The organism is Pontibacter silvestris, from assembly GCF_020907275.1.
Taxonomy (GTDB): domain Bacteria; phylum Bacteroidota; class Bacteroidia; order Cytophagales; family Hymenobacteraceae; genus Pontibacter; species Pontibacter silvestris.
In genome coordinates this window covers 1-12,159 of record NZ_JAJJWI010000006.1, presented here as the reverse complement: position 1 = coordinate 12,159, position 12,159 = coordinate 1, and the positions used below count along the sequence as shown (strand labels likewise).

The window sequence follows — 12,159 nt, the reverse complement described above, 5'->3', positions numbered from 1 at the left end:
GGTTAGGATCAAACTTTTGGCAAAGGCTGCTATAGCTAAAAAGCAACGCTCCGCAAGTATACTGCGGAGCCGTTGCTTTTCTTAATTTATAGCTTAAAAATCCAGTAAATCTATGGTGTTCAGTTCAAATTGCGTAGTATCCATTTCTTCCACCACAGAGGTATCCTGTGCTGTTACAATTAAATCTCTGGCACGGCCATACAGTTGCACATTAGGGGATAAGCTATCATACACTTCTCTTGAAATTAATCCACGACGCAACATATTGCCCCCTATCAGCCTATAATACCCACTTTTGTAAGGGCGTAGATTACCATAACTGTCAAATGACGACCTGAACCTTTTCGGGCTCGGAATAATACTTGTCAGGAAAATTGCCTCAGCCAGATTAAGCTCCGACGGTTGCTTGCCAAAGTAAAACCTGGAGGCATCTTTGGCACCATACACATCAGGCCCCCACTCTATAATGTTCAGATACACTTCAAACATCCGGTTCTTCGACACCAGGTCCAGATTCTCTATCATCCATACAATAATAGCCTCTTCCACTTTACGGGTAACCGTTTTCTGGCGCGTAAGAAATACGTTCTTAACTAACTGCATCGAGATGGTACTACCTCCCCTGGCAAATTCTCCCTCCTTCAGGTTTTTGGCAATCGCCTGCCTGAAAGCTTCTTCATGAAAGCCATTGTGCTGATAAAAATAGGCATCTTCGGCTGTAAGAATAGCATTGCGCAGGTAAGGAGAAATTTCACTGATAGGGCTAAAGAAGGGGTTAGAGGGGCCTACTGTAAAGGTACGCACAGGTTTCCCGTACTCATACACCGTATGCACAAAGGAGCCATTTATCTTTTTCAGGTTCGTATTGCCGTATTGTACAATTTTAAAGTCATCAGAGGCATCCAGGTCAGAATTAAACCTGACCTGGTTTACGCTATCCATATTTAAATGAAAGCTCATTTTATATTTCAGCTTACCTTGCGCTCTTATGCCCTCCAGGTTCTCAAATAAGCCGGATGGCAAAGATTCAAAGAAATTGTTGGCAGGTACCTCTTCTGTCTTAACTTTCAGGTCTATTATTTTTGAAGTCGCATTATTATAGGCAGCATAAATATTTGCTTTTGCTTTATTTACGCGCACTTCCGTCAGGCTATCGATTACGTAAAGGTTTGGCCCCAGCGTAACCACATAGTCTACAGCACCTTCTTTCACGTGTATGTCCTCATCAGCAAGCTTTTCGTGGTTTACGATCAGGTCGTTCACCATAGCAGATCCCCTTACTGTTAACATGTCACGACGGAAAGTTTTATTTGTTAGGCTTAAGTGCAGTGTATCAAAAGCTACCTTACCAGCAAGTTTCTCTTTCACATAAGGCAGAGTAATGCCACGGTCATCAAAAGCAAAAAGGTCTACAGATATCACATAATCCCCCGGATCAATAGCTCCTTGCACGTGCATGTTATTCTCCAACGAATCAACTTTAACAGACATTCTCGCATCTATTTTGCCATCGTCCATAGTAAAGTATGGCATTTTAACGTCTATGGTACGGTTGGTGGAGACATAAGAGGCATTCAGATTTTTGAAGTATACCTGGTCAGGCACATTGTCGAAAGCAGTTTCAATAACACGGTTCAGCAACGCACCGTAATTCCTGCCTTTTGCTTCTGTCGTATCAACTGGTGCGTTATCATCTTTTTTAAAGAGAAAGCTGAAATTGTTCCGATCGCCATTTTTTACAGCTGTTAGATAGCCGTTGGCTACCTCCAGGCGTCTGAAAACAACCCGGCCTCTAAAAATGGAACTGACACTTACAGTAGCATTTACACTATCGGTCGTAAACAGAGTGGCTTGGTTATGTGGCGTCAAAGAAATGTTGCTGAGTACAACCGTGTTCCAACTTGCAAATTCCGCATTACCAATATTAAAGTCAACAGGATATTTGTTTTCAACTTTAGTGATAACACGCCCAATGGTGTACTGCAATACTCTGCTTCTAAATACAAACAGCAGGATTACCAGTATCATAATGAAGGCTAGCAAAATGCCAGCCCAAATAGCAATTTTCTTTTTCAAACGATTGTCCAAAATATTCAGGTGCGAATTAACTAATAAGATTCAGTAAAAAGGGTATGACTTATATTATATTTTAAAACGTAACACCTTTACGTAATAACGTATAGTTCATGTTATATCCCCCTCTCATACGCTTGGCGGTCTGATTAGGTACAATTGCCACACGTAGCTTACTCCAGACTTACAATCATAGTGCCAAACATGAAGCAATAAAAAGTTTAACAACTACTTAACCATCATAATTCCAACGCCTTACATTTAGCTTCTTATAAAGGCAATGTGTTCTTTGGATATCTCTTGTCTTTTGCGTTCGGGATAAGAACTATGCATAATTCGCCTTTCTGTCTTTATCATTAACCAATACTGTGTATATTTGAACAAAGAACCTCTTTTTAAAAATGAACCTTACAACGCTTACTGCCATATCGCCGGTTGATGGACGCTATCGCCGCCACACTTCTGAATTAGCTGGCTATTTTTCTGAATTCGGCCTGATCCGCTATCGTGTACTGGTGGAAATAGAGTACTTTATCGCCCTGTGCGAACTGCCTCTCCCGCAGTTGAAAGAGGTACAGCAAAGTCAGTTTCCTGAGTTACGGGCCATTTACGAAAACTTTTCTGAGGCTGATGCCCAGGCTATAAAAGAGACAGAGAAAGTTACCAACCATGATGTAAAGGCTGTAGAGTATTTCATCAAGGCTAAGTTTGATACACTTAGCCTTAGCCAGCACAAAGAGTTTATACACTTTGGCCTTACCTCACAGGACGTAAATAATACGGCTATTCCGCTTTCGTTACGTGATGCAGATAGAGCCATATTGGCACCTGCTTACCAAAGCCTGCACCAGAAACTGGTAACTCTGGCACAGGACTGGAAAGCAATACCGATGCTGGCCCACACACACGGGCAACCCGCCTCTCCTACCCGATTAGGCAAAGAGATAATGGTTTTTGCAGAACGTCTGGAAGCCCAACTTTCACAAGTGCGCCAGGTGCCTTTTTCTGCTAAGTTTGGTGGTGCTACCGGTAATTTTAATGCGCACCATGTAGCTTACCCAGATACTAACTGGCCAGACTTCGGGAATAATTTTGTGCAGCAAGTATTGGGCTTGAAGCGTAGCCAATACACGACACAGATCGAACATTACGATAACCTGGCTGCTTACTTCGATGGTTTAAAGCGCCTCAACACTATATTGATAGACTTCTCCCGTGATGCCTGGCAATATGTATCGATGGGCTACTTTAAACAGAAAATTAAAGCTGGAGAGGTAGGTTCTTCTGCCATGCCACATAAGGTAAACCCAATAGACTTCGAAAATGCCGAAGGTAACTTAGGGATAGCCAACGCTGTGCTGGAGCACTTATCTGCAAAATTGCCAATCTCCCGCCTGCAACGCGACCTGACTGACTCCACGGTACTTCGTAATGTCGGTGTGCCTTTGTCACATATATTGATTGCGTTAAAATCTCTGGAGAAAGGTATTGGTAAGCTGGAACTGAACCAGGCGGCACTGCAGCATCATTTGGAAGAAAACTGGGCTGTAGTGGCAGAAGGCATACAGACAGTGCTTCGCCGGGAAAGTTACCCACAACCTTACGAAGCGCTTAAAGCCCTTACACGCAAAAACGAAAAGATTACGGAGCAAGCTATCAGCAGCTTTATAGATTCACTAGAAGTTAGTGACGACATAAAAGCCGAATTAAAGAAAATAACACCTTACAACTATACTGGTGTTGATTTGGTGTAAAGAAGACTTTAATTAAAAGAAAGCCCCTTGTAGGTATTCCTGCAAGGGGCTTTCTTGCTTTTGTTCTTGTTCACACCTTTCTCTATAAACGGACACAAGCATCCATCCAAACTTTAATTTGTTCATTAGTTCGATTACTGTTATTTGTTATATTTGGCAGTATAAAAGTAGTTTATTTCGTTTATACTCAAGTTGTGTACAAAACAAACATAAAATAAAAGCATGTATAAAAGTTGGCAAGGCGTAAAGGCTTTAACCATACTAAGAAAAAGGCCAATACTTTGGGCAATAATTTCCTTCATAGTTTACTTTTCTTCAGTTGTAGCAGGGTCAATTATTCAAAAAGCTTTAGGACTGAAGCTTCAAATGGGTTGGGGGCAGCAAATAGCAAGTATTCTGATTGTTTTAATCTTTGCGAGCTTTTTCAAAAGACCTAAAGAATTACTGGGTTTATCGATACCGAAACATAACCAATGGCTCTTGATATCTGTACTCACAGCATTATTCATAATTACTTTTTCTGTAATTGCGAAAACGATTGGAGATGCGCCAGCCGAACTTGAAAGCGTTGAATATTACATTTATGAAGCTACAATGCCTGGATTAGGCGAAGAGCTTGGTTTAAGAGGATTGGTTTTCGGTTTCTTACTTTATTATGCAAAACAGCATAATCTCTCAAGTAAAGGGGTTTGGATATTAATGGTTTTACAAGCCTTGCCTTTTGGCATCTTGCATATTCTTCAAACATCGGGAGTTGAGGCTTTTTTAGTTTTTACTTATACTTCCACTGCTGCAATAGCATTAGCGTGGCTTAGGGCAAAAACAGACTCTATAGTACCTTGTATCATTGCTCACAATATCACTAATGCTTTTGGTGGCTTTTTTTACTACATTCTAATGAACTAAAATTTACTGCACACAACCACACCTAAAATGCACTAAAGCGCATTTTAGCCCATTACGTTATATGTGCAGTAAACGTTAGTAGCATCAAAAAAGTATGTTATACCTAAAAAGTCGCTGTCATGGATAAAATCCCGAAAAAGACCAAGGTTATGGGTTTGATTTCTATCTGTTTATGGGTTATCGGAAGTGTTTTCTTATTCCAAGAGAACAATGGCAAAATCATTATCATAATTACTGCAGTAGCTATGATAGCTAGAATTCGTTCTCAAATAAATAAAGACAGAAAAGCAAGTTCCGAATTGTGAGACTGGTAATACTAAATATCTAGTCTCAAGAGGTCAGCCAATCTAGGAGCAAGTAATGGAGTGTGGAAAATGATATTAATAAACGAGCCCTAACAACAGAATAAAGCAAGCCCCAGCCAGCATAGTTGCCATTGACAATGCAGGTAACAAACCTCGCGTACTTTCAGATGGCATCTGCAAATGGTCGCCTGCTTTATTCAATGGCCGATAGGAACATGCACTTTAATTCAGCCTCTGCGATTTTTAACAACGTTAAGATCAGTAAAACCCTAAATTCATACTTCGGCTGCTAAGGCATACACGCCTTTAACAAAGTTATTCCAGCTAAACTGCTTTTTATGATGCTTAATGTTTTGGGCAAAGAAAGAGGCTTTATCAGACGCATAAAACTCAGAGATGGCATTGGCAATAGCATCAGGTTCTGGTGCTACTACATAACCCACTTCCCCAGCGGGTATCAGTTCAGCAAGGCCGCCAACATTGGTAACCACCATCGGTTTATCAAAATGATATGCAACCTGTGTTACGCCACTTTGGGTGGCATGTTTGTACGGCTGCACCACCAGATCAGCAGCACAGAAATAATGGCGCACTTCCGCATTTGGTATAAAATCAGTTCGCAGCACCAGTTGTTCCTGTAGCTTATGTTCGTCTATTAGCTTCTTATAAGGCGCAGCATCTTCATAAAACTCTCCGGCTATAATCAGCTTCATGTTTGGGTTCTGCTTCAACCTTGGGTCTGCAAAAGCCTTCAATAAGAGGTCTAGTCCTTTATAAGCTCGAATAAAGCCAAAGAAAAGAACATATTTAGAGGCTGGGGTCAGGTCTAATGCAGCACAGGCTTCTTCCTTGGTTTCAGTTGCACCAAAATTATCGTAAAGCGGATGCGCCAGGTACAGGTTTGGTTTCGTAGGCTCAAAGCGTTGCAGGTCCTGCTGCACAGCACGCGACATAGTCAGGAAGCCATGGCAGGCACGAAGAAAGTATTTTGTAAAAGATACATCTCCGGGTCGCTTTTCATGCGGCACTACATTATCTGTAATAGCTAGTAAGCGGCTGTGCTTATTTCTCCGGATAATACGGGCGATAGTACCTAAAGCTGGTCCCATAAAAGGTAGCCAGTACCGGAAAATAACAATGTCAGGCTTTAAATTTCTAATGTAATTTCCTGTACGCACCCAACTGATAGGGTTAACTGAGTTGATAAGCACCTTTATACGTAATCCTTTAGGGGCCGCTTCTTCGGAATACTGGCTTTTGCCCGGAAACAAAAAAGAAGGGTACTGCAGGCTAAAGGTTACAATATCCACCTCATCGCCTGCCTCCTGAAAAGCAAAGGCCAGTCGTTCGTTAAAAGTGGCCATACCACCACCTCGCAATGGATATGCTGGCCCGACAATTACAATACGTCTTGCCATTATTTCTTTATCATACCGACACGGTCCCGAATTAAGTACTCATTTCTTCGGGATGAAGCCATGGAAACCATCTCCGCTAAAAAGCCAGCTAAAAACAGTTGTACCCCAACTATCACAGCTACCAGTGCCAAAAAGAATAAAGGCTGATCTACTACATCACGCACACGCCCATCGCCATACAACTGGAATACCTTCTGCACAATAAGCCAAAAAGTAATGCCTAATCCCACTACAAAAGACAAAGTGCCTAAGGTACCAAAAAAGTGCATCGGGCGCTTCTTAAAGCGGCTCACAAAGGTAATAGAAAGTAAATCAAGGAAGCCATACACAAAGCGTTCCAGTCCGAACTTGGTGGTGCCATATCTCCGCTCCTGGTGCTGTACTACCTTCTCTCCTATCTTTGTAAAGCCATTCCACTTGGCAATTACAGGTATATAGCGGTGCATTTCGCCATGCACTTCAATGCTTTTCACCAGTAACTGCCGGTAAGCTTTTAAACCACAGTTAAAGTCGTGCAGCTGAATACCTGAAAGCTTACGGGTGGCAGCGTTAAAGAGCTTCGTAGGAACAGTTTTACTAGGCGGGTCATAACGCTTCTTTTTCCAACCAGACACCATATCAAACTTTTGGTGCTTAATCATATCATACAAAGCCGGTATCTCTTCCGGGCTATCCTGCAGGTCGGCATCCATAGTAATCACGACCTCCCCTGAACAGCGTTTAAAGCCCTCGTTTAAGGCAGCAGACTTACCATAGTTCCGGTTAAAGCTGATACCTTTCACCGTATTGTCTTCAGCCCCTAAATCATGAATAACGTCCCACGACCGATCTGTGCTTCCATCATCCACCAGTATAATTTCATAAGAAAACTCATGCGCATGCATCACTCTTTTAATCCAGCGCACCAGTTCAGGCAGGGACTCTTCTTCGTTAAAAAGCGGAACTACTACCGAAATATCGTAAGGGTATTGCATCTTTTATTCAAACTCCGGACGCGAATTTTTCATGATCGCAGAAACTATGAGCGACAGAATAAAACCCACTATTATATAAAGAAGGATGCCCCATACTACTAAAAGTGCCGGACTGGCAAACTGCTGGCTCATCGCAATAGCCTGATCAATCTGCTCATCACTCATACCTCTGTTTTCTAATTCAATACGCTGTTGTTCCATCATGTTATCCATAAAATTAGGATCAACAAAAGTAGTATAGATATAAGTAAAGACACTACCGAACACGCCAAACATAGCTGATACAAGCGTGCCTATTCCCAGCCCCTGTCCATAAGACATATAGCCATAGTTACTCTTTTTATATTGCTGCATAGCTACCACAATAGTACCTATCAGGATAACATAACTTAAAGTACTAAGCCAGGGATTGGTGTTCAGGTTGGTCACCATTAAGATAAGCGAGTAAACAACCCCTATCAGGGCACCTACAAAACCGTATTTAAGTGCAACAGAGAAAACAGAAGGCTCTTTTTCAATCATTGGTTTATCTTTTTATAGTTTTACATGTACTACTATTTCCGAAAAAAAACGGCACCAACAAGGGCAAAAGCGGCTCCTGCCAACAACCGCCTGATAAAATCATCAGCAGCCAGCATGCCCGGAGTAAGTGAAGACATCGCTTCATAAGCTTTATCAAAATTCTCCTGCCCAATAACTGCTATTTGTTCCTCCTTTGTATCAGTAAGCAATGTCTGCATCTCTGTTATATGCCTTTGCAGCAGTTCAGGCCCTACTAGGTAAATTAATGCTAAAACAAGTAAAGAGGCAGTTAAGGCGGTATAAAAAGATGTAGAAAGCCCAACACGTAAACCACTTAAAAAGCCCAGTTCGGTATCGTTGTACTTCTTATAATATTTGATTGCCAAAAGTATAAACACTGGTATAGGCACAAAACTTATTCTGCCCATATTTCCAAAAGGGTTTACGCCAACAAAATAGAGTACCAACACCACCACAAAGCAGGCTATACCGCTTAGCACACCATAGCGTACGCCTACTCTAATTATTGCTTGATTAAACATGCCTGTTCTTGTTCTTTAGACTTATAGCCTGTTTCGAACTATATAATTTTAATTTATTTACTAGAATGATTAAGCACCACCTGCCCTTTATGAATGATACCTGCTACTTTCCCTTTCAGCGCCTGCCCTACAAATGGGCTGTTATCTGACTTTGACTTGAATTCACCAATGACTGGAGTCCATACCTGGTCAGGGTGGAAAAGAGTAAGATTAGCAGTTTCGCCAACGGCAATTTGTGGTATCGGCAAGCCTAAAATTCTGCGGGGATTCATGGTAAACTTCTCTACCAATGCTTCTGTGGATAAAGTATCCCTTAAAGAAGAATTCGCAACGGCAAAAGCCGTTTCCAGGTTAATGATACCAAACTCCGCCAGATCAAACTCCAGCTTCTTTGCCTCCGTATCCTGAGGAATATGCGCCGAAACAAGCACATCTATCGTGCCATCTGCCAGCCCACGTTTTATGGCTTCTACATCAGTTACTGATCTGAAAGGAGGATTTACCTTAAAATTAGTATCAAAAGAGGCGATCGTTTCATCTGTAAAGGAGGCCTGGTAACTAGCCACATCGCAGGTAACCTGTAAACCCTCAGCCTTTGCTTTACGAACAGCCTCTATAGACGCTGCACTTGAGAGTAATGAAAAGTGAAGCTTACCTCCTGTATACGCTAATAGCTGGATATCTCTGGTCACGGCCACTTCTTCGGCCAGCGATGGCATGCCTTTCATACCAAGTCTTGTACTTGCCTGCCCTTCATGCATCTGCCCATGATCCATTAATCGCGTATTCTCCGGATGGTTCATGAGCAATCCGTTAAAGATCTGCATATACTGCAGTGCCTTCAGTACCATGTCAGCCCCTTGTATTGCCCTAAGTCCATCTGTAAAGGCAATAGCACCTGCTTGGTGCAGATCTATCATTTCTGTCAGGTCTTTGCCTTCTGCATCTATAGTTACAGCGCCAGCGGGGTGTAATGTAACAGGTAGCTGTGCTGATTTATTCTTTACAAAGGTTACAGCCCCTTTGCTCTGCACGACAGGGTTTGTATTAGGTAAACAAAGTACTTCTGTAAATCCTCCGGCCGCTGCCGCCGCCGCCAGTGTTTCCAGGTCTTCTTTGTATTCCAGCCCAGGCTCACCAACATAAGCAAACATATCTATCCAACCTGTTGATACGCACAGGCCGTCTATGCTAATTAGCTGGTCTGATTCTTTTACATCGGGTCCTATATAAACTATAGCCCCATCTTCTATCAGAATGTTTTGGTTTTGCTGGTGAAATTCAGATTCAGGGTGATAAATGGTAACTGCTTGCAGGAGTACTTTCATATCAGAGGAGTCTAACAAGTGCTATTTCGGCCATTAAGAAAAACAGACACAATATTAGGCAATATTTCCAAAGCTTAACGCCAAAAAATTGTTTTTCGAACTCACCTTTTACAGAAAATGCGTCTCCGTAATCATAGACATGAATATTTTCTCGGTTTTTACCTGCCAGGCCGCGTAATTCATCCGGAGAATATTGCTCCAGATAAGACTCTTCCTGGCTATAATTAAAAGCAAGTGTGGTATAAGTAGAATCCTGAAGCTGTAAATTATAAAATCCAGCCTCTCCCATTTCAGAAGGAACAGTAAAATATAAGCGCCTGCCCCGTATTTGCTGTTCCGGAATAAATGCCAGGCTATCGTGCTGTAGTTTGTAAACGCCTTCACGGGTAGAGTTGATACCACCGGCAGGCAAACTAATGGTACCCTCTGCCAGCGTATAAGATAGTTGCTGCTCTTGTTTATAACTAGAAATAGCTATTTTGTACATGATAGGCACAAATAAAGCATGGCTGGCCAAGCTGCTAAAATCATCTCCCAGCGGCGCTGCCATTAGAAACAGATGCCCTTTGCCCCTATCAAACCGCGATAAAAAAGGAGCTCCACCTCTGTATTTCAAAACATCTTCTGAAGCTCTCGCCCAAATAACGCTCCGAACAGCTTCCGGCATTTCCATTTTAGGGTCATAATCCGAAAAGATGCTCTTGAAAAAAGGATTTTCCGGATCAGGTGCATTGAGCATTGTTTTTGTTGCTTCAGCTGAAGCTTCAGACATAGTAGCCGGCACGCTCAGGTTCTGAAACAAGGACTCATATCCATTAACATCACCTTTAGCAGCTGGTATTACGGCTACAGTACCTCCGGAATTAACATAATTTGCTACTGAAGCTGCTAAAGCAGGAGACAAGCTGCTTACCTGATTTAAGACAATAAGCTGGGATGCATTAACCTGTGCATAATCAAGATTACCAGCATTAAACTGGCTAAGCCTAAAGAATGATTCATTCCCATACAGGCGTTGTACCGAGTTTACAGCGTTATCTGTTATTTCCGCTATTTCTATGGTAGCAGAAGGAGCTAAAGTAAAATAGTAGGCATTATCAAACTCAACCGGAAAATCCTCTACCTGCACATAAGCTTTTTTTAGACTTCCTCCGTTTAATCTAAAACTAAGCACTGCTTCTGCTGCCTGTTTGGCAGCTATGTCTATACTTAAAGCAGCTACTTGCTGATTGTCAATAAACAATTTAACAGGAACATCCTTTACAGGTTCATTACCTGCATTAAAGATTCTTACATGGAGTAAATTATCAGATGCAGGTCGTATAAACTCATCTTCCAGATAAGCTGAATCTATAGCAATATTCGTAGTTGTAGCTCCTTTAAGTGGCAGAATATGGATTTGACATGTTGAGTCCAGTTCAGACAGCAGACGTGAGTTGTAAGTGCTCTTCTGAAAATCAGAAATCAGAAATATATGTGAAGCATTACGACTATTTCTTCCGACAGTGCCAGTCGTATTTGCCGTAAAAGCTAAATTATCAAGTAACGAACCGGCTTCACCTGCCTGTACTGACGAACCTAAATTTGACTTATTGCTTGAAACAATGGAAAAGGCTGTACTGACAGGGAAAAGATCTAACACACTATGGGCTTTGTCCACAGCTGCTGTTAATAAATCTAAATCCTCTCCTTCCTGCATGTTCTGCATACTATAAGAATTGTCCACTACCACAGTTACATCTGATGCATCAGCAGCAGCAACAGACTCAGCAGCCGGTAAAAACGGCTGTGCAAAAGCGAGTACTAAAAAGATAATAAAAAATATCCTACAAAGCAGAATCAACCATTCTTTAAGTGTTCGTTGGCTTGCAGTAAGATCTTTCGATGCCTGAATAAACCTAACATTACTAAACTCTATTCGTTTAGCACGCCGAAGTTGCACCAGGTGTAAAATAACCGGAACAGATATAGCTGACAAGGCAAACAGGAAGGAAGGATATAGAAATGCCATAGCAACAAGTTATAGAGGAATAGCTAGAAAAGCAATGTTTACTATTGCCTGTGATATACTCTTACCTTTATAAAAAGATTAAAAATACTAGAAATATGAGATAGTTACTAAGGCTAATATGACCTAGCCTTTGTATTAAGCTAACTTATCTTATGTTTAATACAAGAGGTGAAGGGATATTAACTCTAACTAACTATTTTATAACGGAAATAAACCAACAGGAATAAGATTTCCTTGTCTCAAGATAAGATATTACAATAGTTTAATACAGCACTATAAAAAAAGCTTTAGAATATTTTATGCTTTTAAAAAAAGCACGGTCTCTC

At 41.5% G+C, this 12,159-nt stretch carries 9 protein-coding genes; 2 read left to right on the top strand and 7 right to left on the bottom strand.

Annotation, left to right across the window (positions count from 1 at the left end):
- Positions 1-93 precede the first annotated feature (93 nt).
- A complete protein-coding gene (locus tag LN995_RS06795; protein WP_229959694.1) occupies positions 94-2,028 on the bottom strand; it encodes a transglycosylase domain-containing protein in 1,935 nt (644 codons plus the stop codon).
- Between the two features lie 446 nt (positions 2,029-2,474).
- Here LN995_RS06795 and purB point away from each other — a divergent pair, with 446 nt between their 5' ends.
- Together purB and LN995_RS06785 are read left to right on the top strand one after the other, a co-directional pair.
- Complete coding sequence (purB, locus tag LN995_RS06790) at positions 2,475-3,827, top strand: adenylosuccinate lyase (RefSeq protein WP_229959692.1); 1,353 nt, start codon at positions 2,475-2,477, stop codon at positions 3,825-3,827.
- Positions 3,828-4,049: 222 nt separating this feature from the next.
- On the top strand, positions 4,050-4,733 hold the full coding sequence (locus LN995_RS06785) for a CPBP family intramembrane glutamic endopeptidase (RefSeq protein WP_229959690.1): 684 nt from the start codon (positions 4,050-4,052) through the stop codon (positions 4,731-4,733).
- Positions 4,734-5,313: 580 nt separating this feature from the next.
- Here LN995_RS06785 and LN995_RS06780 read toward each other — a convergent pair.
- The 6 genes from LN995_RS06780 to LN995_RS06755 are packed head-to-tail and all read right to left on the bottom strand — an operon-like array spanning position 5,314 to position 11,833.
- Entirely contained in the window at positions 5,314-6,456 is a 1,143-nt protein-coding gene (locus LN995_RS06780; protein WP_229959689.1) for a glycosyltransferase, read from the bottom strand.
- On the bottom strand, positions 6,456-7,430 hold the full coding sequence (locus LN995_RS06775; protein ID WP_229959687.1) for a glycosyltransferase family 2 protein: 975 nt from the start codon (positions 7,428-7,430) through the stop codon (positions 6,456-6,458). Before LN995_RS06775 ends, LN995_RS06780 begins: the two co-directional genes overlap by 1 nt.
- A gap of 3 nt (positions 7,431-7,433) precedes the next feature.
- On the bottom strand, positions 7,434-7,952 hold the full coding sequence (locus LN995_RS06770; RefSeq protein WP_229959685.1) for a DUF4199 domain-containing protein: 519 nt from the start codon (positions 7,950-7,952) through the stop codon (positions 7,434-7,436).
- 32 nt (positions 7,953-7,984) lie between these two features.
- Positions 7,985-8,494, bottom strand: coding sequence for a DUF4199 domain-containing protein (locus LN995_RS06765; RefSeq protein ID WP_229959683.1), 510 nt, complete (start codon positions 8,492-8,494; stop codon positions 7,985-7,987).
- Positions 8,495-8,547: 53 nt separating this feature from the next.
- On the bottom strand, positions 8,548-9,822 hold the full coding sequence (locus LN995_RS06760; protein ID WP_229959681.1) for a dihydroorotase: 1,275 nt from the start codon (positions 9,820-9,822) through the stop codon (positions 8,548-8,550).
- A gap of 1 nt (position 9,823) precedes the next feature.
- Complete coding sequence (locus LN995_RS06755; protein ID WP_229959680.1) at positions 9,824-11,833, bottom strand: BatA domain-containing protein; 2,010 nt, start codon at positions 11,831-11,833, stop codon at positions 9,824-9,826.
- Positions 11,834-12,159 lie beyond the last annotated feature (326 nt).

What these genes read in the sequence shown, in the direction of transcription:
- LN995_RS06775 (WP_229959687.1), bottom strand. Translation starts at nt 7,430, where the DNA reads ATGCAATACCCTTACGATATTTCGGTAGTAGTTCCGCTTTTTAACGAA.
- LN995_RS06755 (WP_229959680.1), bottom strand. Translation starts at nt 11,833, where the DNA reads ATGGCATTTCTATATCCTTCCTTCCTGTTTGCCTTGTCAGCTATATCT.
- LN995_RS06770 (WP_229959685.1), bottom strand. Translation starts at nt 7,952, where the DNA reads ATGATTGAAAAAGAGCCTTCTGTTTTCTCTGTTGCACTTAAATACGGT.
- LN995_RS06785 (WP_229959690.1), top strand. Translation starts at nt 4,050, where the DNA reads ATGTATAAAAGTTGGCAAGGCGTAAAGGCTTTAACCATACTAAGAAAA.
- LN995_RS06760 (WP_229959681.1), bottom strand. Translation starts at nt 9,822, where the DNA reads ATGAAAGTACTCCTGCAAGCAGTTACCATTTATCACCCTGAATCTGAA.
- LN995_RS06765 (WP_229959683.1), bottom strand. Translation starts at nt 8,494, where the DNA reads ATGTTTAATCAAGCAATAATTAGAGTAGGCGTACGCTATGGTGTGCTA.
- LN995_RS06780 (WP_229959689.1), bottom strand. Translation starts at nt 6,456, where the DNA reads ATGGCAAGACGTATTGTAATTGTCGGGCCAGCATATCCATTGCGAGGT.
- purB (WP_229959692.1), top strand. Translation starts at nt 2,475, where the DNA reads ATGAACCTTACAACGCTTACTGCCATATCGCCGGTTGATGGACGCTAT.
- LN995_RS06795 (WP_229959694.1), bottom strand. Translation starts at nt 2,028, where the DNA reads ATGATACTGGTAATCCTGCTGTTTGTATTTAGAAGCAGAGTATTGCAG.